A 23,168-nucleotide genomic window follows, 5' to 3' on the forward strand; every position below is an offset into this window, starting at 1 on the left:
CGCACGGCGCGGTGTCCAGAACCGACTGGTCAAGGGTACTCGACACCTCCTGTGAATCCGCCTCGCACCGCATCCGCCGATGCCGGAAACGTAACGACCCGGTAACGCGAGTCGCGTACGCTCTCCGCGTGACCACACCGCTGTCGATCTCCATCGAGTCGCCCCGCGAGCCGGGCATCGCCCGGCTGCTCGAGGGCAGCACGGCGTACGCGCAGTCCCTGTATCCCCCGGAGTCGAACTTCCTGCTCGACGTCTCGCAGCTCGAGACGCCGGGCACCACGGTGTACGTGGCGCGCAGCGGCGACGGCACCGCGCTCGGGATGGCCGCGCTGGTCGAGTCCGACGACCTGGGTCCGTCCCGTGGCGAGCTGAAGCGCATGTTCGTCCTCGACGACGCGCGCGGCCTCGGCGTGGCGAGCGCCCTCATCGAGCGCATCGAGACGGATGCCGCCGAGCGGGGCATCCGCGAGATCCTCCTCGAGACCGGGCCGCTGCACCATGCGGCGCTCGCCCTCTACGCCAAGCACGGCTACCGCCGCGTCGAGCAGTTCGGGCAGTACGTCGGCGAGCGCTTCAGCGTGTGCATGGCGAAGTCGCTCGTCGGCTTCTCGGCCGCACCGCGCACGGGTGAGCTGCCGATCGCCGTCGGCGAGTGACCCGCGCCGCACGGCGTGCGGCATCCGTTCGGACCTGAGGTAGCATCACCTCACCCCAGAACCCGGAGCCCCCCGTGTCCCCCACCCGACTCTCCGGCGGTCACGGAGGCCGGCGCCGCCGGTCGGTCCGGGTCGCCCTCGCCGTCACCGCGGCCCTCGCGATCGCGGCTGCCGTCTCGGCGTTCCACCAGCCGGTGCGCGAGATCGACCCGTCGGCCGAGCAGGCGTCGAGCGAGGTCGCCGGCGCCGAGATGATCGGCATCCGCACGTTCCAGCCGTCGGCGGAGCTGCGCGTCGACGCGGACCTGCAGTACGGCGTCGCCGCCGACGGAACCCTGCTGACGCTCGACGTGTGCCGGCCGCCGGCCGACGCGATCGGCGGCTCGCAGCCGACCGTGGTGTCGGTGCACGGTGGCAGCTGGGCGCGCGGCGACAAGGCCAACGCCGACTGGCGCAACGTGTGCCTGTGGCTCGCGAGCGAGGGGTTCGTGGCGGCATCCGTCAACTACCGACTCGTGCCCGAGGCGCGCTACCCGGCGCAGGTCGACGACGTGGCCGCGGCGGTCGCGTGGCTGCGGGAGCCCGCGCAGGTCGAGCGGTTCGACATCGACCCGGCCCGCATCGGCGTGTTCGGCGGCTCGGCCGGCGGTCACCTGGCGGCGCTGCTCGGCACCCTCGGCGACGGTCCGCTCGACGAGGGGGCGCGCGTGGCGGCGGTCGCGGAGCTGTCGGGCCCGGTGGGACTGGGTGCGGCCGAGCTCGAGGCGGATGCCGCCTCCGAGTGGCTGCGCGGCATCGTCGGCGAGTTCCTCGGCTGCGAGCCGCACGCCGACGACGAGGCGTGCCCGCAGGCCATCGAGGCGTCCGCGACCGCGCACGTCGACCCGAGCGACCCGCCGTTCCTCATCGGCCACGCGGCCGGCGAGATCATCCCGGTCGCGCAGTCGGAGCGCCTCGCGGCGACGCTCCGGGCGTCGGCGGTGCCCGTCGAGCTCGCCGTCGTGCCCGGCGAGGCGCACTCGATCGGCATCCTCGACGAGGCACTGCGCGAGCGCGTCGCGACCTTCCTGCACACGCACCTCGGCTAGGCAACCCCTCGAAGGTGCACGGGCAGTGCCTAGGCTCGGCTCATGCCCACGACGACGGATGACCCGGAGCGCCCTGCCCGGCGGACGCGATCGGCGACCGAACCCGCGCGGTCGGCGACCGAGCCCGACGGCCCGGCGACGGCGGTCCGCCCCGACTGGCAGGTGATCGCGATCCGGGCGCTGCACGAGTTCCGCATCAACCAGTGCTGGGATCTCGCGGCGGCGCTCACGTACTACGTCGTGCTCACGGTGTGCCCGGCCCTGCTCGCGGCGGCGGCGCTGATCGGCGTCTTCGGCAGCGCCGAGCAACTCGCGGCGGGAGCGCTCTCCGTCGTGCGCGACCTCGGCGGAGAGGACGTCGCCTCGGCGCTCACCGAGCCGCTCGACCAGCTCCTCAACGCGTCGCGCGCCGGTCTAGCGTTCGCGACGGGCCTCGTGGTCACGCTGTGGACGGTGTCGGGGTACCTCGGCGCGTTCGGCCGCGGCATGAACCGGATCCTCGGCGTGCCCGAGGGGCGCCCGTTCTGGAAGTCGCGACCGGCGATGCTCGGGGCGGCGGCGATCCTCGTCGTGCTCGGATCGCTCGTAGCCGTGGCGCTCGTGGTGAGCGGCACGGTCGCGACCGCGGTCTTCGGCGCGCTCGGCATCGACGACGAGTGGGTGGTGACCTGGGACCTCGCGAAGCTCCCGGTCGTGGGGGTCCTCGCGGGGCTCATGCTCGCGGTGCTCTACTGGGCGGCACCGAACGTCCGGCGGCCGAGGCGTCGCCGGATCTCGATCGGCGCGGCCACGGCGCTCGCGGCGTGGATCCTCACGACCGTGCTGTTCGGCCTGTACGTCTGGAACTTCGGCAGCTACGACCGCGTGTACGGCGTGCTCGGCGGCATCATCGCGTTCCTCCTGTGGACGTGGCTCGGCAACATGGCCGTCCTCGTCGGCGCGGTGCTCGACTCGGAGGTCGAGCGGGCGCGGCAGCTGCGCGCGGGCATCCCCGCGCAGGAGGCGCTGCGCCTCGAGCTCCGCGACGAGCGCCTGATCCGCATCAACCGCGAGCAGCGCGAGGCCGATATCCGGGCCTCGGCGCGCATGCTCGCCGGCGCACCCGGGGGCGGCGATGCGTGAGCGGATGCCGCGGCATCCGTTGCGCGCACGCCACGCCGGTGGGGTGTGATGGAGTCATGGCCAGTGAACCGATCACCGTGTCGATCCGCCGCGTGGTCGACCCCGACCGCATCGCCGAGGCGACCGTGTGGGCGCAGACGGGGGTGAACCTCGCGAACCGGTATCCGGGCTTCCTCGGATCGGGCTGGGTGCGCGCGGGCGAGGAGTCCGACGTGTGGCACATGCTGTACCGGTTCGCCGACGAGCGGACCCTCGCCGCCTGGGAGCAGTCGCCCGAGCGCACGTGGTGGCTCGAGATGGGCCGCGGGTTCGTGCGCGAGGAGCGCGCGAAGCGCCGCACGGGCATCGAGGGATGGTTCGACGACCCGCCCACGGGCTCGGTCCCCTCGGTGACGGATGCCGCGGGCCCGGCACCGATCGCTGTGGCGCCTCCGCGGTGGAAACAGGCGGTGAGCATCTGGCTGGGCTTCTTCCCGGTGAACCTCGCCTTCGCGCTGCTCATGGCGTTCGTGCCGGGCTGGGAGGACGTGCCGCTGGCCGTGCGCGTGCTCGCGACGACGCTCGTGCTCACACCGATCATGACGTACTGGGTGCTGCCGTGGGTGACGCGGATGCTGCGCGACTGGCTGGCGCCCGCCGCGTGACGCCGCACGGAGGCGAGGGCGGGGGCCCGCTGCCGCCGGGTCGGCAGCTGGCCGTGACGTGGAGCATCCCGGACGCGCACGGCGGCATGACGGCGGCGATGCTCCGCCGCTCGCGCGCGTTCGTCGAACTGGCCGGCGCGGCGGTCGACGTGCTCACGTTCGAGCCGAGACCGGACTTCACCGCGGTGCGCGAACGGCTGACCCGTCTCGGCGAGCTCGTCCCGGGCCTGCGCCTGCGCAACCTGTACGAGGAGCTGCGCGCCGACGGTCCGGCGGCCGGGCCGGGCACGGTGGAGGCGGTCGAGGTCGGCGGCGGGGTCCGAATCGAGCACCGGCGGGCCGACGGGTCGCTCGCGGTGACCGACGAGCACCGGGCCGACCGCGGCGAGCGCCGCCGGATCACGGCGTTCGACCGCGACGAGCGGGCGGTGCGCAGGTGGGACTCGGCGTGGGCCTGCTACGGCGACTGGCTCGCCGAGGTCGCGGGCGACGGACCGGCGTTCGCGATCGTCGACAGCAAGACGGTCGCCCGGTTCGTCGCGCACGTGCGCCTGCCCCGCCTCGTCACGATGCACGTCGTGCACAACGCGCACCTCGAGGGCCGGGCACGGCCACCGCTCGAGCTGCTGCGCGCATCGCGCCGCGATGTCCTCTCCCGCCCGGAGCGCTTCGACGCGGTCGTGTTCCTCACCGAACGGCAGCGGGCGGATGCCGCGGCGCTGCTGGCCGACGGCGGCAACCTCGCCGTCGTGCCCAACCCGACCCGCGCACCCGCGGATCCGGCGCCGGTCGCCTCCGTGGGCCGGCCACGTGATCCCGCGTCGGTCGTGGTCGTCGCGGGACTCACGAAGCGCAAGCGCGTGCACCACGCGATCGAGGCCGTGGCGCGCGCTCGCTCGGCCGGGGTGCCGGCACGGCTGCGGATCGTCGGGTCGGGACCGGAGCTCGACCGGCTCGTCGGCGAGGCCCGTGACCGGGCCATCGCCGACGCGGTGGACTTCGCCGGGCATCGGCCCGACGCCGCGGAGGCGTTCGCCGAGGCATCCGTCACCCTGCTGACCAGCACGTCGGAGGGGGCGCCGCTCGTGCTCCTCGAGGCGATGTCGCGCGGATGCCTGCCCATCGCCTACGACATCCCGTACGGTCCGGCCGACCTGATCGAGGACGGCGTCAACGGGTTCCTCGTCGCACCCGGCGACGTGGGGCGCGTGGCCGCGATGATCAGGCAGGTCGCCGAGCTCTCCGAGAGCGAGCGGTCGGCGCTGCGCGCGGCGGCTCGTGCCACGGCGGCGCGGTTCGACGATGCGACGATCGTCGGCCGCTGGGGCGAGGTGCAGCGCGCCGCGGCCCGGCGCCATCGCGCACCGCCGCTTCCTCCCGTCGAGGTGCGCCGGCTGCGGCTGCGGCGGCCCGCTGACCGGTTGCGGCTCTCGGCACGGCTCGTGGGCGTTCCGGATGCCGCGCACGTCATCGTGCGGCTCGAGCAACGGGCGACTCGGGCGATCCTCCGCCGGCGCTCCGACGTCCGCAACGGCCGCGTCGACCTCCGCCTCACGGCGGAGGAGACCGAACTGCTCGGGCGCGGATCGATCGCCGTCGGGTTCGTGGTCGTCGCAGGCGACGCGCATCTCGAGGTGGCCGCCGGTCGGGTTCACCCGGACACGCGCCCGCTGCCGCGACGGGTGTCGTCGGCGGTCCGATCCCGGTTGGCGCGACGCCCTCCGAGGATCAGCTGAGTCGAGGGATCCCGGGCCTCAGGGGATGAGCACGATCTTGCCGCGCACGTGCCCGCCCTCGCTCTCGCGCTGCGCGTCGGCGGCCTCGGCGAGCGGGTACCGCGACGAGACCTCGACGTCGAAGCGCCCCTCGGCCGCGAGCCGCGACGCCTCGGCGACCCCCTCGGCGCGCAGCCGCACCGCCTCGGGACCCATCGTCGAGGGGATGGCCCCGGACCACGTGCGGATGCCGAGCCCCGCGGCGTCCATCATGCGCACGATCGTGGCGATGCGCGACCGGTCGGCGACGAGCTCGAGGCTGGCCTCGATCGCCTCGTCGGTGCCGGCGGCGTCGAGTGCGACGTCGTAGCCCTGCGGTGCGGCGGCGCGGAGCCGGTCGACGAGGCCGGGCCCGTACGCCACGGGGACGGCGCCGAGCTCTCGGAGGCGGTCGTGGTTGGCGGGCGAGGCCGTCGCGACGACGCTCGCACCCCACTCGCGGGCGAACTCGATCGCCGCCTGGCCGACCCCGCCCGACCCCGCGTGCAGGAGCAGCGTCTCGCCCTCGCGCAGGCCGAGCGAGCGCAGCACCTGGTACGCCGTGCCGGCCGGGATGCCGAGCGCGGCGCCCTGCTCGAAGCCCACCGCGGCGGGCTTGGGCACGAGCTGCGACGGCGTCGTGACGAGATGGCTCGCGTAGGCGCCGTTCGCGCCGTGGACGATGACCTCGTCGCCCGTGTGCACGCCCTCGACCCGCTCGCCGACGGCGACGACGACGCCCGCGGCATCCGCCCCGACGCCCTGCGGCCGGCTGAAGTCGCGCGTGCCGCGGCGGCCGCTGCGGATCTTCGAGTCGACCGGATTCACGCCGGCCGCACGCACCTCGACGACCACGCCGTCTGCGGGCGCCTCGGGCACCGGCCCCTCGACCGGGGTGAGCACCTCGGGTCCGCCGTGCTCGGCGTATCGGATGAACTGCGCCATCGTGGCCTCCTCGTCGTGAGCCTCCACGCTAGCCCCGTCAGCGCGCCCCGCGGATCCGGCGCGAGAGGGTGGTCGCGGCCTCGGTCACGGCGTCGGTGGCCGCACCGACGAGCTCATCGGCCGAGCCCTCGGCGAACGTGACCGCGATCGCCGCGGCCGGCCAGCCGAGGTGGTCGAGCACTGCCGCGCCGACCGACGCGAGTCCGCCCGTGACCTCGCCGTGCTCGCCCGCGACACCCGCGACGCGGACCTCGGCGAGCACCGACTTCAGGCGCGAATACGTCCACGGCGTGGCATCCGCCGGGCCGGACTGACGCTCGGCGAACGCCGCGCGGTCGGGGTAGAGCGCGCGCAGCTGCGCCGGCGGCAGCGCGGCGAGCATCGCCCGGCCCGACGCGGTGAGGTGCGCCGGGAGGCGCACGCCGACGTCGGACACGAGCGACGGCCGGCGCGGGGCGCGCTCCTCGACGAGGTAGAGCACGTCGCGCCCGTGCAGCACCGCGAGGTGTCCCGACTCGCCGAGCCGGTCGACCACGCCGGCGACGAGCGGGCGACCGAGCCGGGTGAGCGGCTGCTGGCGGCTGAACCCGCTCGACAACTCGAACGCCGCGACCCCGAGGCCGTAGCGGCGCTCCTCGGGCAAGTGCACCACGAAGCCGCGCTCCTGCAGCACGGCGAGCAGCTGGTAGGTCGTCGACCGCGGCAGGCCCAGCGCGCCCGCGATCGAGGCGGCGGGTGCGGGCCCGCGCTGGGCGGCCAGGTGCGTGAGGATCGCCAGCGCCTGGTCGGCCGCGGGCGCCTTCGGCTCCGCCATCGCGCCTCCTCGTTCCAGGGTCCCTCCCGCCGCGAAGCTCGTCCGGGATCCCGGACGCAAGCGTACTCCGAGGCGTTCCCTCGCGCACCGGCACGGTGTGGAATCGGAGGCATGAGCACCATCGCGCCCGAGAACGCCCGCACCGCGGCATCCGTCGACGCCGTCACCGTCGGCACCGGACCGCTCACGATCGACGAGGTCGTCGCCGTCGCCCGCCACGATGCGCGCATCGTGCTCGACCGGGCCGCGCTCGAGGGCGTCGCCGCGAGCCGTGCGATCATCGACGGACTCGCGGCCGATCCCGAGCCGCACTACGGCATCTCGACCGGGTTCGGCGCGCTCGCCACCACGTTCATCGCCGAGGACCGCCGCGCCCAGCTGCAGGCGAGCCTCGTGCGCTCGCACGCCGCCGGCTCGGGCGCCGAGGTCGAGCGCGAGGTCGTGCGCGCGCTCATGCTCCTGCGCCTGTCGACGCTCATGACGGGTCGCACGGGCGTGCGCCGCGAGACCGCCGAGACGTACGCGGCGATCCTCAACGCCGGCATCACGCCGGTCGTGCGCGAGTACGGTTCGCTCGGCTGCTCGGGCGACCTCGCGCCGCTCGCGCACTGCGCCCTCGTGGCGATGGGCGAGGGCGAGGTGCGGGTCTCCCCTGCGGGTCGAGGAGCGACGAAGGAGCGTCTCGAGACCGAGACCACGGATGCCGCGACCGCCCTCGCCGCCGCCGGCATCGCGCCCGTGCGCCTCGGCGAGAAGGAGGGCCTCGCCCTCATCAACGGCACCGACGGCATGCTCGGCATGCTCGCCCTCGCGATCCACGACCTGCGGATGCTGCTCACCACCGCCGACGTCGCCGCGGCGATGAGCGTCGAGGGCCTGCTCGGCACCGACGCCGTGTTCGCCGCCGACCTGCACGAGCTGCGCCCGCAGCGCGGCCAGGCCGTCTCGGCCGCGAACCTCCGCGCGCTCCTCGCGGGCTCGCCGATCGTCGCGAGCCACAAGGGTCCCGAGTGCACGCGCGTGCAGGACGCCTACTCGCTGCGATGCGCTCCGCAGGTGCACGGTGCCGCGCGCGACACGCTCGCGCACGCGGCATCCGTCGCCGAGGCCGAACTCGCGAGCGCGGTCGACAACCCCGTGCTCACCCTCGACGGACGCGTCGAGTCGAACGGCAACTTCCACGGCGCGCCGGTCGGGTACGTGCTCGACTTCCTCGCGATCGCGGTGGCGGATGTCGCCTCGATGAGCGAGCGGCGCACCGACCGGTTCCTCGACAAGGCCCGCAACCACGGACTGCCGCCGTTCCTGGCGCACGAGGTCGGCGTCGACTCCGGGCTCATGATCGCGCAGTACACCGCCGCCGGCATCGTGTCGGAGCTCAAGCGCCTCGCCGCGCCCGCGTCGGTCGACTCGATCCCGTCGTCGGCCATGCAGGAGGACCACGTCTCGATGGGCTGGCACGCCGCGCGCAAGCTGCGCCGCGCGATCGACGGGCTCGCGCGCGTGCTCGCGATCGAGGTGCTCACGGCGTCGCGAGGCATCGCCCTGCGCGCCCCGCTCGAGCCCGGCGCGGCCACGGGCGTCGTCGTCGCACTCGCGGTCGAGCACGGCGGCTCGCCGGGGCCCGACCGGTTCGTCGCGCCCGAGATCGAGGCGCTCGTCGGCGCGGTGCTCTCGGGCGAGGTCGCGCGGCGGGCGGCATCCGTCGTCGACATCGGCTGAACGGATCCCGCGGCCGCTCCCCGGACTGGGGAGGTTTCGATGCCGGAGTGAGGTTGTGCGTCCCCCGACCCGGTGAAAGACTGGGGCATCGCCGACGATGACCGTCGACGACGGAAAGCCCCTATGCAACAGCGCACCGACGAGCACGACCCGTTCCGAGCGAGGCCCGCCCGGCGGTGCGCGCTTGCCGTCGCCGCCATCACCGGCAGCCTCATGCTCGCGCTCGTCCCCGTCGGTCCGGCGTTCGCGTCGGAGACCGACCAGACGACGGTCACGAGCGAGACGGCCGAGCCGACGACCGAGCCGACGTCGGAACCCACCGCGGAACCGACGACCGAGCCCGCACCGGTCGAACCTGCGCCGGTCGAGCCCGCACCGGAACCCGTCGAGCCGGCGCCGGAGCCCACGCCCGAGCCGACCGCGGAGCCCACGCCGGAACCGACGCCCGAGCCCACGCCGGAACCGACGCCGGAACCGACACCGACGCCCACACCGACGCCCACGCCGACCCCGACGCCCACGCCGACCCCGACCCCCGCGCCGACCGCTCCGGCACCGTCGGTCACTCCGACGCCTGCGCCCACGGCGCCGTACGTGCTCCGCGGCGAGGGCCCCGTCGCCGAGATGTCGCTGGTCGAGACGGGCGGCGACGACGTCCAGGTCACCGCGCTCATCGGCCTCCGAACCCAGCTCGAGCGCGCGATCGCCGACCTCCGTGATGCCGAGTCCGCACTCGACGCGGGTCGCACCACGCAGCAGGTCGCGCGAGCCGTCGCCGAACGACTCGACGAGCGCGCCGAGGAGGCCCGCGGGATCGCCGAGCGCGCCGCCGCCGCCTACCTCGCCGCGACGCGCGGCGACGGCGCCGCGCTGACCTCGATCGACGCCGCGTTCGGCGCGGGCAACGACCTCCTCGCCGGTCTCGGCGGACTCGAGCGCATGGAGCAGCTCTCGGGCGACGCCGAGCGGTTGCGCGAGATCGCCGAGCGCCGCGACGACGAGGCGCTGAAGGCCGAGGAGCGCGCCGCCGCCGCATGGCTCGCCGTCGACGCCGTCCCGATCGACGAGCTCGAAGCCGCGGTCGATGCAGCACAGGGGGCCGTCTCGGCCGCCCGCGCGGAGCTGAACGGCCTGCAGTCGCGCGTCGCGGCGGAGAGCGTCGCGATCGTCGACACCCTTCCCGAGGACGTCGGGCAGCTGAGCGAGCAGGGCTGGGCGAACCCGGTCACGGGCACCATATCCGACGTGTTCGGACCGCGACCGATGCGACCGGTCGCGGGCGTGAACGAGTTCCACCGCGGCACCGACATCGCCGCGCAGTGCGGAACCGGGATCTACGCGGCGACCGGCGGCACCGTCGTCGCGGCCGGGCCGAACGGCACCTACGGCAACTGGGTGCTCGTCGACCATGGGTCGGGCGTCTCCACCGGCTACGCGCACATCCAGGAGGGCGGCCTCCTCGTCGACGAGGGCCAGGTGGTCGCGGCGGGCGAGCTCATCGCCGTGGTCGGGAGCACCGGCGCCTCCACCGGCTGCCACCTCCACTTCGAGGTGCGGATCGACGGCGCCGCGGTCGACGCGGTGCCGTTCATGGCGGCGCGCGGCGTCGAGCTCGGCTGAGTCGAACGACCGGCCAGGCCGAGCGCGTCCGGGATCCCGGACAGCGTGCCCGTGGCATCCGTTGCCCGCACCCTGTCGACGGTGTGTGATCGGAGCATGACCACTGCTGCATCCCTCTCGACCGGCGCCGTCGCCGGTCCCCGCCCCGTCCGCGCCGCGCGCGGCACCGAGCTCACCGCGAAGAGCTGGCAGACCGAGGCGCCGCTGCGCATGCTCATGAACAACCTCGACCCCGAGGTCGCCGAGCGCCCGGACGACCTGATCGTCTACGGCGGCACGGGCAAGGCCGCCCGCAACTGGGAGGCATACGACGCGATCGTGCGCACGCTCGAAGGACTCGAGTCCGACGAGACGCTGCTCGTGCAGTCCGGCAAGCCCGTGGGCGTGTTCCGCACCCACGAGTGGGCGCCGCGCGTGCTCATCGCGAACTCGAACCTCGTGGGCGACTGGGCGACGTGGCCCGAGTTCCGTCGCCTCGAGCAGCTCGGCCTCACCATGTACGGCCAGATGACGGCCGGATCGTGGATCTACATCGGCACGCAGGGCATCCTGCAGGGCACGTACGAGACGTTCGGCGCCGTCGCCCGGTCGCTCGCCGAGAAGCGCGGGGCAGCGGATGTCGCGAACGCGACGCTCGCCGGCACGCTCACGCTGACCGCCGGCTGCGGCGGCATGGGCGGCGCGCAGCCGCTCGCGGTCACGATGAACGGCGGCGCGGTGCTCATCGTCGACGTCGACGAGACACGCCTGCACCGCCGCGTCGAGCACGGCTACCTCGACGAGGTCGCGCCGTCGCTGGATGCCGCGGTCGAGCGCGCGCTCGCGGCGAAGGCCTCGGGTTCCGCGCTCAGCGTGGGCGTCGTGGGCAACGCCGCGACGGTCTTCCCCGAGCTGCTCGAACGCCGGGTGCCGATCGACATCGTGACCGACCAGACCAGCGCGCACGACCCGCTGTCGTACCTGCCCGAGGGTGTCTCCGTCGAAGAGTGGCACGCGCTCGCGGCATCCGACCCGCACGAGTTCACGACGCTCGCCCGCCGCTCGATGGCCAAGCACGTCGAGGCGATGGTCGGCTTCCAGGCCGAGGGCGCCGAGGTGTTCGACTACGGCAACTCGATCCGCCGCGAGGCGGAGCTCGGCGGCTACGAGCACGCGTTCGACTTCCCCGGCTTCGTGCCGGCGTACATCCGCCCGCTCTTCGCGGAGGGCAAGGGGCCGTTCCGCTGGGCGGCGCTCTCGGGCGACCCCGCCGACATCGCCGCGACCGACCGTGCGATCCTCGAGCTCTTCCCGGAGGACGCGCACCTGCGCCGGTGGATCGAACAGGCCGGCGAGAAGGTCCACTTCGAGGGCCTGCCCGCCCGCATCTGCTGGCTCGGGTACAAGGAGCGGCACCTCGCCGGGCTGAAGTTCAACGAGATGGTCGCCTCCGGCGAGCTCTCGGCGCCGGTCGCGATCGGGCGCGATCACCTCGACTCGGGCTCGGTCGCGTCGCCGTACCGCGAGACCGAGTCCATGGCCGACGGCTCCGACGCGATCGCCGACTGGCCGCTGCTCAACGCACTGCTGAACACCGCGTCGGGCGCGACCTGGGTGTCGATCCACCACGGCGGCGGCGTCGGCATCGGCCGCTCGATCCACGCCGGGCAGGTCATCGTCGCCGACGGCACCGACCTCGCCGCCGAGAAGATCGCTCGCGTGCTCGTCAACGACCCGGGCACGGGCGTCATGCGCCACGTCGACGCCGGGTACGACCGCGCGGTCGAGGTCGCCCGCGAGCGCGGCCTGCGCGTGCCGATGCTCGAGGGCTGACGGATGCGGCCTCCCGTCGCCGCCTCGCGGCTGCTGGTCACCGGCATCGGAGAGCTCGTCACGAACGACCCCGCGCCCGGCCGCGAGGGCGGCCCGCTCGGGATCGTGCGCGACGCGGCGGTGCTCGCCGAGGACGGCGTGATCACGTGGATCGGGCCGTCCGCCGACGCCGCCGGGATCGCCCACCCGACGGGCGCGGCGGAGGGCTCGTCGCACCCGCACCGCATCGAGGTCGTCGACGCGGGCGGGCGGGCCGTGATCCCGGGCTTCGTCGACTCGCACACGCACCTCGTGTTCGGCGGCGACCGGGCGGAGGAGTTCGCGGCCCGCATGGCCGGGCGCGCATACGAGGCCGGCGGCATCCGCTCGACCGTGGCGGCCACGCGCGCGGCGACCGACGACGAGCTGCGCGCCCGCCTCGCGGGGTTCGTCCGCGAGCTGCACCGGCAGGGCACCACGACGTTCGAGGTGAAGACGGGGTACGGGCTCTCGGTCGTCGACGAGGAACGCCTCGCGCGGCTCGCGCGCGAGGTGACCGACGAGGTGACGTTCCTCGGCGCGCACGTCGTGCCGGCCGACTTCACCGAGCGCGCGGGCGGTGCCGACGCCTACGTGGAGCTCGTCGCGGGCGAGATGCTCGAGGCATGCAAGCCGTACGTGCGGTGGGTCGACGCGTTCTGCGAGCGCGGCGCGTTCGACGCGTCCCAGTCGCGGCGCGTGCTCGAGGCTGGCCGCGAGGCGGGCCTCGGGGTGCGGGTGCACGGCAACCAGCTCGGAGAGGGCGACGGGGTGGGGCTCGCGGTCGAGCTCGACGCGGCATCCGTCGACCACTGCACCTACCTGAGCGACGCGGATGTCGCTGCGCTCGCGGGCTCCCGCACCGTCGCGACGCTGCTGCCGGGCGTGGAGTTCTCGACCCGGCATCCGTACCCGGACGCCCGTCGCCTCATCGACGCCGGCGTGACCGTGGCGCTCGCGAGCGACTGCAATCCGGGGTCGAGCTTCACGAGCTCGATGCCGTTCTGCATCGCGGTCGCGGTTCGCGACATGGGCATGACCCCGGCCGAAGCCGTCTGGGCGGCGACCGCGGGCGGGGCGGCGGCATTGCGGCGAACGGATGTCGGCGCGCTGCGGCCCGGCGCGCGCGCCGACCTCACGCTGCTCGACGCGCCCTCGCACGTGCACCTGGCGTACCGACCCGGAGTGCCGCTCGTCGCGGAGACGTGGAAGGACGGCGCGCGCGTCGCGTGACGCCGGCGAGCGTCCACGAACGGTCGGGTCGCACTTTGCGGCTCGGCGATTCATGGACACTCGCCGGCCTACGGACGCAGCGCGAATCAGTCGTCGTCGCTGCGACGCAGGCCGCGTCGCGCCGACAGCAGCGTGAACTCGGGATGCGCGGCGACGAGCCGTTCGGCCCGATCGAGCACCTCGGTGACGCGCTCGGCTTCCGAGCTGACGACCCCGACGCCGATGGCTGCGCGGCGATGCAGGTCCTGCGCGCCCACCTCGGCGACCGACGCCTCGGTCGCTCGTCGCAACTCGGCGAGCACGGGCCGCAGCACGCCGCGCTTCTCCTTCAGGGAGTGCACGGCGCCGAGCAGCAGGTCGAACTCGATCCACCCGATCCACACGCGGACAGCCTCGCACAACCTCGGCGCCGGCTCCCTCGAATGGCGATCACCGGCCGGACGGCCGCATCTCACCGAACCGGCGATTCGACCATCGGTCCGCCGTTCTGAGCTGCTTCGGCGGTGGGTCGTCGACACCTCGCGACGGTGATTGGATGGGCAGGTGCCCGTGCCCGTGTTCGCATCCCCACCCAAGCTCGCTCCGGGTGACCGGGTCGCGATCCTGTCACCGGCCTGGGCGGCGCCGGGGTTCGCGCCTGCGGTCCACGAACAGGCCATGCGTCGACTCGTCGCCGAGACCGGACTGGTGCCGGTGGAGTACCCGACGACCCGCCTGCTCGACGCCTCCGCCGAGGCTCGCGCCGCCGACGTGAACGCCGCGTTCGCCGACCCGAGCATCCGGGCCATCCTCGCGACCATCGGGGGCGACGACCAGATCACGGTCATCCCCCACCTGGACGCCGACCTCGCCACTGCGGATCCGAAGATGTTCGTCGGCTACAGCGACAACACCAACCTGTCGAATTGGCTGTGGTCACTCGGGATCCCCGCGTACTACGGCGGATCGACGCAGGTGCACCTCGGTCCGGGACCGCGGATCGACGACATCCACCTCGCCTCGCTCAGGGCAGCCCTCTTCGACGGCGGCGAGCTCGAGATCGTCGACCCCGGGGAATCGGAGGACTTCGGGCGGGACTGGCGCTCGGATCGCGCCCTCACCGACTTCGGCGAGCGCGAGCGGACCGAACCGTGGACCTGGTCGGGACCGGCGCGCGTTGCGACGGGCCGAACCTGGGGCGGATGCCTCGAGGTCGTCGACCAGCTCGCGATGGCCGATCGCCTGCCGCCGCTCGAACGCCTCGAGGGGGCGATCCTGCTCCTCGAATCCAGCGAGGAGCTGCCGCCGGCGGCACTGATCCAGCGGTGGGTCCGGGCACTCGGGGAACGGGGCGTCCTCGCCGCCGTCGACGGAGTGATCGTCGCTCGACCGCCCGTGAGCACTCCCGAGGACATCCCTCCGGCTGCAGAGCGCGCTCGCCGGCGCGCCGCACAGCGCGATGCGGTGATCGCCGAGATCGCCCGCTACAACGATCGAGCCGTCGTCTGCGTCGGAGTTCCCTTCGGTCACACGCGGCCGCAGTGGATCCTCCCGTACGGCGGATCGGTCCGACTCGACGGTCGAACCCGCTCGATCACCGCGGACTACGGCTGACCGTCGCCGGGAGCCTGGCGCCTGGCGCCTGGCGCCTGGTCAGCGTCGGCAATGACAGGCGAAGCCTTCTGATCGATGCCCCCCGAACTCCCGCGCACCGGCGACCTCCGCCTGCTGCGCGACCGCGTCCGACCCCCTCGATTCCGGCCGCCGAGTTCTTCACAACGGTCGAACATATGTTCGAATCTCGGTAGGATGGACGCATGCCCACCGCGATCGCCGAGCCGCCCGCAGAGCCGGTCGCGGCCGCCGAGGTATCGGCCTACGCGCTCACGCAAGACGGCCTCGGCGCACTCGTCGACGCGGCCGTGCAGGCACGGAGGATCGAAGCGATGCAGGCGGCGGTCCGCGTCGAGGTGATCAACCTCGCCGTCGACTACGCCGAGCGCAGCGCGGTCGCGTTCACGTCCCCGGCGGTGTCTGCCGGGCAGCGTCGGGAGCTCGCACGTCGAGCGGTCGTGGCCGAACTCGCCACCGCATTGCGCGTCCCGGAGCGCACGATGCAGCGTTGGGTCTCCGATGCGTGGGAGCTCGCGCACCGGCTGCCGGCGGCACTCTCCGCACTCCGCGCGGGGACCATCGACGAAGCGCACACGCGCGTGATCATCGACGAGACGACCGATCTCGATGACACCACTGCACGGAGCCGCCTCGACCGCGACCTCGCGTTCCGCGCCGAGTCGACGACCGCGGCCGGGCTGCGACGGATCGCACGTCGGCTGAGGGAGGAAGTCCTCGCCGAGACGCTCGCCGAGCGGCATGCACGCGCCCGTGCGGAGCGTCGGATCGAACTCGAGCCCGCCCGCAACGGAATGGCCTGGCTTCACCTGCACCTCTCCGCCGCCGACGCGCTGGTGATCCACGACCGGATCCACCGCATCGCCGGCGAAGCTTCCGGCCGACGACACGCTGATCCTGCACCGTCGTCGGGTCGCGATCATCCCGGCGGGCCGGCAATCGCCCGCGTGGAAGACCAGGAATCACGAACGCTCGATCAACTTCGCGCCGACGTCGCCCGCGACCTGCTGCTCGACGGCGTCCCGCCCGTCGGGGATGCGTTCCACGTCGCCGCCGCGACGATCCGGCCGACCGTGCACGTCACCGTGCCCGTGCTCACACTGCTCGGCGAAAATCTGCCGGGTGAACTCGACGGATACGGGCCGATCGATGCCGACACCGCGCGAGAACTCGCTGCACATGCGCCGTCGTTCACGCGCCTGCTCACGCATCCGGTGAGGAGCACGGTGCTCGATGTCGATCGCACGACGTACCGGCCTCCGGCCGACCTGAGCCGATGGTTGCAGGTGCGCGACCAGACCTGCCGGTTCCCCGGCTGCGCCCGGCGCGCCGTGCGCTGCGACCTCGACCACACCGACGACTGGGCCGGTGGCGGCCGCACCGCGTTCGACAACCTCGCCCACCTCTGCCCCGCCCACCACCACCTCAAGCACGAGACCTCGTGGTCGGTCGCACACCTCGGCGACGGCACCCTCGAATGGCGATCCCCGGCCGGGCGAAGACATCTCACGGAACCCGCGGTGCGGATTCCGGCGGTATCGACTCCCGCAGTGCAGCGTCCCGCAGTGCCGAGTCCCGCAGTGCCGACTCCCGCAGCGCAGCGTCCCGCAGTGCCGAGTCCCGCAGTGCCGAGTCCCGCAGTGCCGAGTCCCGCAGCGCAGCGTCCCGCAGCGCCGAGTCCCATGGCGCCGACAGCGGTTCGAGCCGCGCAACCCCGACTAGCACGGGTGTCGGCGCGTTCGAGCGACGGGTCATCGAGCGCCGCGTCCTCGGGGAGTGCAGGGTCGAGCACCGGGCCGCCGTTCTGAGCTGCATCGGTGGCGCATCGCTCCACCAGCGTGCATCACGACCGCACTCGTCGGCGCCGCGAACATGGGCTAGAGTCCCGATCCGAACGACATAGGGAGTGTGTGCACATGACGAACGCACCGACGCCGTTCGAGATCCATGAGTCGGGCGCCTACCTGCATGGCACGAAGGCGGACCTGACGATCGGCGAGGTGCTCGAACCGGGCCGACGGTCGAACTACGGCCGCGAGCGGACGGCGAACCACGTCTACCTCACCGAGACGCTCGACGCGGCCGTGTGGGGCGCCGAACTCGCCGCGGGCGAGGGCCGCGGCCGCATCTACCTCGTGGAACCGACGGGCTCTCTCGAGGACGACCCGAACGTGACCGACAAGCGGTTCCCCGGAAACCCCACACGGTCGTACCGGACGCGCGAGCCGGTGCGCGTCATCGGCGAGGTCGTGGACTGGGCGGGGCACCCGCCCGAGCAGGTCCAGGCCATGCGCGACCACCTCGACGCCCTGGAGCGTCAGGGCCTCGACGTCATCGACGACTGATCGAACCGACTGATCGAACCGACTGATCGAACCAAGGGACACCGCATCATGGCCGGACACCGGATCTTCGGGATGAGCTTCGCGCGCATCCACCCGCTCTACGTGCAGAAGGCGGAACGGAAGGGCCACACCAGGGATGAGGTCGACCAGGTCATCCGCTGGCTCACCGGCTACGACCAGGCGAGCCTCGAGGAGGCCATCGCCGACGGTCGCGACATGGAGGCCTTCTTCGCGAAGGCGCCGGCGTTCAACCCCGACGCGACGCTCATCACGGGCGTGATCTGCGGCGTCCGAGTCGAGGAGATCGAGGATCCGCTCATGCAGCGGATCCGGTACATGGACAAGCTCGTCGACGAGGTCGCGCGCGGCAAGAAGATGGCGTCGATCCTGCGCGGCTGAGCTACCTCCGCACCTCGATCGCGCTGACCCCGGCGAGGTCGATCCATGCCCGCTCCCCCGTGTCCACCAGCACGGCGAGCACGTTGTCGCACGTCGCGCATCGCACGACCGTGCCGGCGCCGCTCACGTAGACCATCGCGCGCGCGAACTCGGCGACGGTGCCGCATCCGTTGCACCGGCCCGTCGTGGTGGTGATGTCGAACGAGAAGAAGTCGGCGAGCGGGCCGGCGAGGGCGTTGCCGTCGAGGTGACCGGTCATCACGTGCCTCCGTATCGTTCGGTGCGGATGTCGCGGGGCTCGTGGCCGAGTTCCACGAGCCAGTCGGCGACGCGCTCGACGAAGCCCGTCGAGCCGCACACGTAGACCCGCGGCCGTTCGGCGGGCGGGATCACGGCGGCGGCCAGCGCCTCGCGCGTGATGCGCCCGGGCGGCGCCGACCAACCGTCGGGCGCACGCCGCGTGTACACGAGGCCCAGCTGCAGGGGTGCGGATGCCGTGGCGAGCGCCGCCCACTCGTCGGCGAAGTAGACGTCGTCGGGGGTGCGCACCGAGTACAGCAGCCGGAACGGCGTCGGATCGTCGGCGTCGGCGTGCGCCTGCGCCATCGCGTAGAGCGGCACCACCCCGGAGCCGCCGGCGATGAGCTGCACGGGGCGCGCGTCATCCGTCACCGCGGCCGGCCGCCACACGAAGAACGCGCCCAATGGACCGTGCACCTCGAGCTGATCGCCGGCCCGCAGCTCGTCGACCAGGTACGGCGACACCTCGCCGTCGGGCAGCTTGTCGACCGCGAGCACGACCCGCGTCGACCGGCCCGACGAGGCGATCGAGTACGAGCGGGTCGCGGTGTACCCGTCGGGCGCGGTGAGCCGCACGTCGAGGTGCTGGCCGGCCTCGTTGCCGGGCCAGCCGTCGACGTCCAGCTCGATACGGGTCGCGTTCGGCGTCTCCCGGTGCGTCGCGGCGACCGTGGCGACATGCCATCCGGCGCGCGGCACCGCGCGCAGCGCCGAGCGCGGCGACGCGCCCGCCGACGCGACCGGCGGTGCGGCCCCGTCGGCGCTCACCAGTACCGCTCCTCCTTCCACGGGTCGCCCCGCAGGTGGTACCCGTTCTGCTCCCAGAACCCGGGCTCGTCCTCGGCCATCATCTCGAGGCCGCTCACCCACTTCGCGCTCTTCCAGAAGTAGAGGTGCGGCACGAGCAGGCGCGCGGGCCCGCCGTGCTCGGGGTCGAGCGGTTCGCCGTCGAACTCGAACGCGACCCACGCCTTGCCGTCGAGCAGGTCCTCGAGCGGCACGTTCGTCGTGTACCCGCCGTAGCTGTGCGCCATCGTGTACTCGAAGTCGGTCTCGACGTCCTCGAACAGCGTGTCGAGCGACACGCCGCGCCATCCGGTGCCGAGCTTCGACCAGTGCGTGACGCAGTGGATGTCGGTCGTGACGTCCTCGATCGGCAGGGCCATGAACTCGTCCCACGTCCACGAGCGCGAGGCGCCCGTCTCCGTGCGGATCGTGAACGACCAGTCGGCGGTGTCGATGTCCGGCGTCGGCCCGGCCGACAGCACCGGGAAGTCACTCACCAGCGTCTGCCCGGGCGGCAATCGGTCGTCCCGCTCGCGCCCGCGCCCCGTGAAACCCCTCGTGATGAACGACATGTCCGTCTCCTCCCGCTCGGGTCGGACGCCGTCGGGTTCGACACTAATGACACGGGCCCGCCATGTCACGGGCGGGTCGAGTCGTCGACACGAGGGCTACCGTGGGGACATGGCGACGTTCACGCCGGCGCCCCACGGCGTCGCTGCCCAGGTCTCGGTGGAGGCGCACCTCGAGCGCGTCCTCGCGACCGTCGCGCCGCTGCGACGGGTCGAGACCGTGCGACTCGCGGATGCCGCGGGGCGCACGCTCGCGGCATCCGTCGACGCCCGCGTCGACCTGCCCTCGTTCGACAACTCGGCGATGGACGGCTACGCCGTCAGGCGAGCGGATGTCGCGTCGGCCGCCGACGACGCGCCGGTCGTGCTCGACGTCATCGCCGACCTCCCGGCCGGATCGGCCGGCGACGTGACCGTGGGTCCGGGGCAGGCGGCGCGCATCATGACGGGCGCGCCGATCCCCGAGGGCGCCGACGCGGTCGTGCCCGTCGAGCGAACGGATGCCGCGACCGAGCGGGTCGCGGTCCTCGCCGCTCCCCGGCCCGCCCATCACATCCGTCGCCGCGGCGAGGACCTGCACGCGGGCGATCGCCTCCTCGACCCCGGCGTCGTCCTCGACGCCCGGCGGATCGCGGCGGCCGCGGCGGCCGGCCTCGCCGAGCTGCCCGTCGCCGTGGCACCGCGGGTCGCGGTCGTCGCGACCGGCAGTGAGCTCGTCGAACCCGGGGCTCCGCTCGGTCGCGGCCGCATCCACGACTCGAACTCGCTCCTGCTCGCCGGCCTCGTCGCCGAGGCCGGCGGCGTCGCGAGCGAGGTCCGGCGCCTTTCCGACGACCCGCAGGCGCTGCGCGACTGGCTCGATGGGCGGCATCCATGCGACCTCGTCGTCTTCGCGGGCGGCGTGAGCGTCGGCGCGCACGACGTCGTACGGCAGGTGCTGGGCGAACTCGACACGGTCGGGTTCGCGCGCGTCGCGATGCAGCCGGGCACGCCGCAGGCGTTCGGCGTGCTGCCCGACGGCACGCCCGTGTTCGGGCTGCCCGGAAACCCGGTGAGCGTCGCGGTGTCGTTCGAGGTGTTCACGCGGCCAGCGCTGCTCCGCATGCTCGGGCGCGCCGACGTGCGCCGACCGACGTGGCGGGCGGTCGTCGAGCACGGATGGCGCTCCCCCGCCGGGCGCCGCCAGTACATGCCCGTCGCGCTCGAGGTGCGCGACGGCCTCCCCGCGGTGCGACCGGCGACCGCGGGCGGGGCGGGATCGCACCTCGCCGCGGGGCTCGCGTCGGCCGACGGATTCGCGATCGTGCCCGAGGACGTGACCGACGTCGCCGCGGACGACCTCGTCGAGGTGGCGATCACGAGATGAGCACGCTCGACGCGGTCATCCTCGCCGGCGGACGCGCGACCCGGCTGGGCGGCGTGAGCAAGCCCGACCTCATGGTCGGCGGGCAGCGCCTGCTCTCGATCGCGATCGCCGCCGCCCGTGGGGCGGGCTGCGAACGCATCGTCGTGGTCGGCCCGGAAGAGCTCGAAGCGGACGGATGCCTGCACGCGCAGGAGGACCCGCCGTTCGGCGGCCCCGTGGCGGCGCTCGCGGCGGGGCTCGAGGCCCTCGGTGGTCGAGACACCGGGTCTCGAGACGCCGCTTCGCAGCTCCGCGACCAGCAGCAGGACGTCCTCGTGCTCGCCTGCGACATGCCCGACGCCCGATCCGCGGTCGCCCGACTCGTCGCGGCACGGTCGGCGGATCCCGACGCCGACGGCGTGTGCCTCGTCGACGCGTCCGGTCGCACGCAGTGGCTCGCGGCCGTGTACTCCCGGTCGGCTCTCGAAGGGGCACTCGACGCGATCGCCGAACCGGCCGGCGACCGCGCCGCGCTGCACGGCGCCGCGATGCGCCGGCTCGCGGCATCCCTCGACCTCGCCACCGTCGCCGACGAAGGCAGCACGCACGACATCGACACGTGGGGCGACCTCTCCCGCTCCACCGGACCGGAGGGAACGCCATGACCGAACCGCTCGCGCCCGAGGTGCTCGACGACTGGGTCGCCGAGGCCGCCGACCTGCTCGGCATCGACCCCGCCGACGTGCCCGTCGCCGAGGTGCTCGACCTCGCGCGCCGCGCGGCCCACGGCGTGGCCCGTCCGGCGGCGCCCGTGACGACCTTCCTGCTCGGCCTCGCCGTCGGCGCGGGCCGCCCCGACGACCTCACCTCGCTCAGCAGGCGCCTGGGCGATGCCGCCGAGGCGCACATGGACGAATCCTGACGATTCGGTCACGTCACCGCCCGGAAACGTGAGGGTGCGTATCGTGGAGGGATGACCGCCATCGCCCTCGGCATCCCGACGCTGCGTCGGGAGCCGTCGGCCGCGCCCTCGACCGATGGCCGACCGGATGTCACGGGGCTCGTCGACCGCTTCGGCCGGGTGGCGCACGACCTCCGCATCTCGATCACCTCGGCGTGCTCGCTGCGGTGCACGTACTGCATGCCCGCCGAGGGCCTGCCGGTCATCCCGCGCGACGAGCTGCTGTCGCCCGAGGAGATCGCACGGCTCGTCGGCATCGCGGTGCACGAGCTCGGCGTGCGCGAGATCCGCTTCACGGGCGGCGAGCCCCTCACACGTCCCGACCTCGTCGAGATCGTGCGCCTCAGCGCGCTCGCCGCGCCCGGCGCGCCGCTGTCGATGACGACGAACGGCATCGGGCTCGACCGCAAGGCCGAGGCGCTGCGCGACGCCGGGCTGTCGCGCGTGAACGTGTCGCTCGACACCCTCGACCGCGAGCACTTCACCCGGCTGACCCGCCGCGACCGGCTCCCGGCCGTGCTCGCGGGCATCGCCGGTGCCCACCGCGCGGGGCTCGGCCCGCTCAAGGTCAACGCGGTGCTCATGCGCGAGACCCTGCACGACGCGCCGGCCCTGCTGGCGTGGGCGATCGAGCACGGATGCCGCCTGCGGTTCATCGAGCAGATGCCCCTCGACGCCGACGAGGCGTGGCGCCGGGCCAACATGGTCGACGCCGGGGAACTGCTCGCCGAACTCGGTACGCGGTTCGCGCTCGAGCCGGTCGGCCGCGAGGACCCGGCGGCGCCCGCCGAGGAGTGGCTCGTCGACGGCGGGCCGGCGACGGTCGGCGTCATCGCGTCGGTGACACGGCCCTTCTGCGGCGCCTGCGACCGCACCCGGCTCACGGCCGAGGGTTCGGTGCGCTCGTGCCTGTTCGGCGACGACGAGACCGACCTGCGCGGCATGCTGCGGTCGGGCGCGTCCGACGCCGAGCTCGCCGACCGGTGGCGGGCCGCGATGTGGGCGAAGAAGGCCGGGCACGGCATCGACGACGTCGACTTCGTGCGCCCGGTGCGGACGATGGGAGGCATCGGTGGCTGACGGCACGACGAGCACGATGGACACCGCGACGGGCACGGTGCTGGTCCGCTACTTCGCGGCGGCCGCCGAGGCCGCGGGCGTCGAGGAGGAACGGCTCGACGCGGCGCCGACCCTCGGCGAGCTGCGCGACGCGCTCGTCGCGCGCTACGGCGCCCCGATGGCGCGGGTCGTCGCGAACGGCTCGTTCCTCGTCGACGGCGTGGTGCGCCGCGACCCCGCGACCCCCGTCGGCACGCAGGTCGACGTGCTGCCCCCGTTCGCCGGCGGCTGAGCCCGGCTGCGCCGCCGAGACGCTGCGTCCTCCCGCATCTCGAGGTCCGTTCGCTGCGGACCCGGCGATTCGA

Annotated in this window: 24 protein-coding genes; 18 read left to right on the top strand and 6 right to left on the bottom strand. The window is 73.7% G+C overall.

What is annotated here, in order from left to right:
* Positions 1-128 precede the first annotated feature (128 nt).
* The 5 genes from ACULK4_RS15755 (at position 129) to ACULK4_RS15775 (ending at position 5,246) form a co-directional block, all read left to right on the top strand.
* Positions 129-656, top strand: a complete 528-nt coding sequence (locus ACULK4_RS15755) for a GNAT family N-acetyltransferase (RefSeq protein WP_445966529.1) — start codon at positions 129-131, stop codon at positions 654-656.
* Positions 657-730: 74 nt separating this feature from the next.
* On the top strand, positions 731-1,744 hold the full coding sequence (locus ACULK4_RS15760; RefSeq protein WP_445966530.1) for an alpha/beta hydrolase fold domain-containing protein: 1,014 nt from the start codon (positions 731-733) through the stop codon (positions 1,742-1,744).
* Positions 1,745-1,786: 42 nt separating this feature from the next.
* The gene (locus ACULK4_RS15765; protein WP_445966531.1) at positions 1,787-2,866 is read left to right on the top strand and encodes a YihY/virulence factor BrkB family protein; all 1,080 of its coding nucleotides are present in this window, start codon (positions 1,787-1,789) and stop codon (positions 2,864-2,866) included.
* Between the two features lie 56 nt (positions 2,867-2,922).
* On the top strand, positions 2,923-3,510 hold the full coding sequence (locus ACULK4_RS15770) for an antibiotic biosynthesis monooxygenase (RefSeq protein ID WP_445966532.1): 588 nt from the start codon (positions 2,923-2,925) through the stop codon (positions 3,508-3,510).
* The gene (locus ACULK4_RS15775) at positions 3,507-5,246 is read left to right on the top strand and encodes a glycosyltransferase (protein WP_501043327.1); all 1,740 of its coding nucleotides are present in this window, start codon (positions 3,507-3,509) and stop codon (positions 5,244-5,246) included. Before ACULK4_RS15770 ends, ACULK4_RS15775 begins: the two co-directional genes overlap by 4 nt.
* Positions 5,247-5,264: 18 nt before the next feature.
* On the opposite strand, the gene ACULK4_RS15780 is transcribed toward ACULK4_RS15775, so the two are convergent.
* Together ACULK4_RS15780 and ACULK4_RS15785 are read right to left on the bottom strand one after the other, a co-directional pair.
* The gene (locus ACULK4_RS15780) at positions 5,265-6,209 is read right to left on the bottom strand and encodes an NADP-dependent oxidoreductase (RefSeq protein ID WP_445966534.1); all 945 of its coding nucleotides are present in this window, start codon (positions 6,207-6,209) and stop codon (positions 5,265-5,267) included.
* Positions 6,210-6,246: 37 nt separating this feature from the next.
* Positions 6,247-7,023, bottom strand: a complete 777-nt coding sequence (locus tag ACULK4_RS15785) for an IclR family transcriptional regulator (protein ID WP_445966535.1) — start codon at positions 7,021-7,023, stop codon at positions 6,247-6,249.
* Positions 7,024-7,134: 111 nt separating this feature from the next.
* Here ACULK4_RS15785 and hutH point away from each other — a divergent pair, with 111 nt between their 5' ends.
* The 4 genes from hutH (at position 7,135) to hutI (ending at position 13,428) form a co-directional block, all read left to right on the top strand.
* A complete protein-coding gene (gene hutH / locus ACULK4_RS15790) occupies positions 7,135-8,745 on the top strand; it encodes a histidine ammonia-lyase (RefSeq protein ID WP_445966536.1) in 1,611 nt (536 codons plus the stop codon).
* A 123-nt stretch (positions 8,746-8,868) separates the two neighbouring features.
* Positions 8,869-10,365 carry a M23 family metallopeptidase gene (locus tag ACULK4_RS15795; protein ID WP_445966537.1) on the top strand — a complete coding sequence of 499 codons (1,497 nt, stop codon included), beginning with the start codon at positions 8,869-8,871 and terminating at the stop codon, positions 10,363-10,365.
* A 96-nt stretch (positions 10,366-10,461) separates the two neighbouring features.
* Positions 10,462-12,177 carry a urocanate hydratase gene (hutU, locus tag ACULK4_RS15800; protein ID WP_445966538.1) on the top strand — a complete coding sequence of 572 codons (1,716 nt, stop codon included), beginning with the start codon at positions 10,462-10,464 and terminating at the stop codon, positions 12,175-12,177.
* Between the two features lie 3 nt (positions 12,178-12,180).
* On the top strand, positions 12,181-13,428 hold the full coding sequence (gene hutI / locus ACULK4_RS15805; protein WP_445966539.1) for an imidazolonepropionase: 1,248 nt from the start codon (positions 12,181-12,183) through the stop codon (positions 13,426-13,428).
* A gap of 86 nt (positions 13,429-13,514) precedes the next feature.
* Here the strand turns inward: hutI and ACULK4_RS15810 are convergent, their stop codons facing one another.
* Positions 13,515-13,811, bottom strand: coding sequence for a DUF503 domain-containing protein (locus ACULK4_RS15810; protein WP_445966540.1), 297 nt, complete (start codon positions 13,809-13,811; stop codon positions 13,515-13,517).
* 166 nt (positions 13,812-13,977) lie between these two features.
* On the opposite strand from ACULK4_RS15810, the gene ACULK4_RS15815 reads away from it, so the two are divergent.
* The 4 genes from ACULK4_RS15815 (at position 13,978) to ACULK4_RS15830 (ending at position 17,783) form a co-directional block, all read left to right on the top strand.
* Complete coding sequence (locus ACULK4_RS15815) at positions 13,978-15,021, top strand: S66 family peptidase (protein ID WP_445966553.1); 1,044 nt, start codon at positions 13,978-13,980, stop codon at positions 15,019-15,021.
* A gap of 203 nt (positions 15,022-15,224) precedes the next feature.
* Positions 15,225-16,847 carry an HNH endonuclease signature motif containing protein gene (locus ACULK4_RS15820; protein WP_445966541.1) on the top strand — a complete coding sequence of 541 codons (1,623 nt, stop codon included), beginning with the start codon at positions 15,225-15,227 and terminating at the stop codon, positions 16,845-16,847.
* Positions 16,848-16,955: 108 nt separating this feature from the next.
* Positions 16,956-17,384, top strand: coding sequence for an NAD(+)--rifampin ADP-ribosyltransferase (gene arr / locus ACULK4_RS15825; protein WP_445966542.1), 429 nt, complete (start codon positions 16,956-16,958; stop codon positions 17,382-17,384).
* 48 nt (positions 17,385-17,432) lie between these two features.
* Complete coding sequence (locus ACULK4_RS15830; protein ID WP_445966543.1) at positions 17,433-17,783, top strand: DUF2200 domain-containing protein; 351 nt, start codon at positions 17,433-17,435, stop codon at positions 17,781-17,783.
* 1 nt (position 17,784) lies between these two features.
* Here the strand turns inward: ACULK4_RS15830 and ACULK4_RS15835 are convergent, their stop codons facing one another.
* From ACULK4_RS15835 to ACULK4_RS15845, 3 genes are read right to left on the bottom strand one after another with little or no spacing between them, the layout of a single operon-like run.
* Positions 17,785-18,042 (bottom strand): DUF6510 family protein, encoded by a 258-nt coding sequence (locus ACULK4_RS15835; protein ID WP_501043328.1) that lies wholly within the window; start codon positions 18,040-18,042, stop codon positions 17,785-17,787.
* A complete protein-coding gene (locus ACULK4_RS15840) occupies positions 18,042-18,851 on the bottom strand; it encodes a ferredoxin reductase (protein ID WP_445966955.1) in 810 nt (269 codons plus the stop codon). The genes ACULK4_RS15835 and ACULK4_RS15840 overlap by 1 nt, the downstream gene beginning before the upstream one ends.
* A complete protein-coding gene (locus ACULK4_RS15845) occupies positions 18,848-19,441 on the bottom strand; it encodes a sulfite oxidase-like oxidoreductase (protein WP_445966956.1) in 594 nt (197 codons plus the stop codon). The genes ACULK4_RS15840 and ACULK4_RS15845 overlap by 4 nt, the downstream gene beginning before the upstream one ends.
* A gap of 109 nt (positions 19,442-19,550) precedes the next feature.
* Between ACULK4_RS15845 and ACULK4_RS15850 the strand changes: the two genes are divergently transcribed.
* From ACULK4_RS15850 to ACULK4_RS15870, 5 genes are read left to right on the top strand one after another with little or no spacing between them, the layout of a single operon-like run.
* Positions 19,551-20,804, top strand: coding sequence for a molybdopterin molybdotransferase MoeA (locus ACULK4_RS15850; RefSeq protein ID WP_445963352.1), 1,254 nt, complete (start codon positions 19,551-19,553; stop codon positions 20,802-20,804).
* Positions 20,801-21,448 carry a molybdenum cofactor guanylyltransferase gene (gene mobA, locus ACULK4_RS15855; protein WP_445963353.1) on the top strand — a complete coding sequence of 216 codons (648 nt, stop codon included), beginning with the start codon at positions 20,801-20,803 and terminating at the stop codon, positions 21,446-21,448. Before ACULK4_RS15850 ends, mobA begins: the two co-directional genes overlap by 4 nt.
* The gene (locus tag ACULK4_RS15860) at positions 21,445-21,705 is read left to right on the top strand and encodes a DUF6457 domain-containing protein (protein WP_445963354.1); all 261 of its coding nucleotides are present in this window, start codon (positions 21,445-21,447) and stop codon (positions 21,703-21,705) included. The genes mobA and ACULK4_RS15860 overlap by 4 nt, the downstream gene beginning before the upstream one ends.
* A 51-nt stretch (positions 21,706-21,756) precedes the next feature.
* Positions 21,757-22,824: a GTP 3',8-cyclase MoaA gene (moaA, locus tag ACULK4_RS15865; RefSeq protein WP_445963355.1), complete on the top strand. Its 1,068-nt coding sequence runs from the start codon at positions 21,757-21,759 to the stop codon at positions 22,822-22,824.
* Positions 22,825-22,840: 16 nt separating this feature from the next.
* On the top strand, positions 22,841-23,095 hold the full coding sequence (locus ACULK4_RS15870) for a MoaD/ThiS family protein (RefSeq protein WP_445964131.1): 255 nt from the start codon (positions 22,841-22,843) through the stop codon (positions 23,093-23,095).
* Positions 23,096-23,168 lie beyond the last annotated feature (73 nt).

The sequence above is a fragment of the Agromyces selenitireducens genome (genome assembly GCF_052748465.2).

Coding starts and splice junctions, on each gene's coding strand:
- ACULK4_RS15765 (WP_445966531.1), top strand. CDS start 1,787: ATGCCCACGACGACGGATGACCCGGAGCGCCCTGCCCGGCGGACGCGA.
- ACULK4_RS15770 (WP_445966532.1), top strand. CDS start 2,923: ATGGCCAGTGAACCGATCACCGTGTCGATCCGCCGCGTGGTCGACCCC.
- ACULK4_RS15780 (WP_445966534.1), bottom strand. CDS start 6,209: ATGGCGCAGTTCATCCGATACGCCGAGCACGGCGGACCCGAGGTGCTC.
- ACULK4_RS15785 (WP_445966535.1), bottom strand. CDS start 7,023: ATGGCGGAGCCGAAGGCGCCCGCGGCCGACCAGGCGCTGGCGATCCTC.
- hutH (WP_445966536.1), top strand. CDS start 7,135: ATGAGCACCATCGCGCCCGAGAACGCCCGCACCGCGGCATCCGTCGAC.
- ACULK4_RS15795 (WP_445966537.1), top strand. CDS start 8,869: ATGCAACAGCGCACCGACGAGCACGACCCGTTCCGAGCGAGGCCCGCC.
- hutU (WP_445966538.1), top strand. CDS start 10,462: ATGACCACTGCTGCATCCCTCTCGACCGGCGCCGTCGCCGGTCCCCGC.
- hutI (WP_445966539.1), top strand. CDS start 12,181: ATGCGGCCTCCCGTCGCCGCCTCGCGGCTGCTGGTCACCGGCATCGGA.
- ACULK4_RS15820 (WP_445966541.1), top strand. CDS start 15,225: ATGCCCACCGCGATCGCCGAGCCGCCCGCAGAGCCGGTCGCGGCCGCC.
- arr (WP_445966542.1), top strand. CDS start 16,956: ATGACGAACGCACCGACGCCGTTCGAGATCCATGAGTCGGGCGCCTAC.
- ACULK4_RS15830 (WP_445966543.1), top strand. CDS start 17,433: ATGGCCGGACACCGGATCTTCGGGATGAGCTTCGCGCGCATCCACCCG.
- ACULK4_RS15835 (WP_501043328.1), bottom strand. CDS start 18,042: ATGACCGGTCACCTCGACGGCAACGCCCTCGCCGGCCCGCTCGCCGAC.
- ACULK4_RS15845 (WP_445966956.1), bottom strand. CDS start 19,441: ATGTCGTTCATCACGAGGGGTTTCACGGGGCGCGGGCGCGAGCGGGAC.
- ACULK4_RS15850 (WP_445963352.1), top strand. CDS start 19,551: ATGGCGACGTTCACGCCGGCGCCCCACGGCGTCGCTGCCCAGGTCTCG.
- mobA (WP_445963353.1), top strand. CDS start 20,801: ATGAGCACGCTCGACGCGGTCATCCTCGCCGGCGGACGCGCGACCCGG.
- ACULK4_RS15860 (WP_445963354.1), top strand. CDS start 21,445: ATGACCGAACCGCTCGCGCCCGAGGTGCTCGACGACTGGGTCGCCGAG.
- moaA (WP_445963355.1), top strand. CDS start 21,757: ATGACCGCCATCGCCCTCGGCATCCCGACGCTGCGTCGGGAGCCGTCG.
- ACULK4_RS15870 (WP_445964131.1), top strand. CDS start 22,841: ATGGACACCGCGACGGGCACGGTGCTGGTCCGCTACTTCGCGGCGGCC.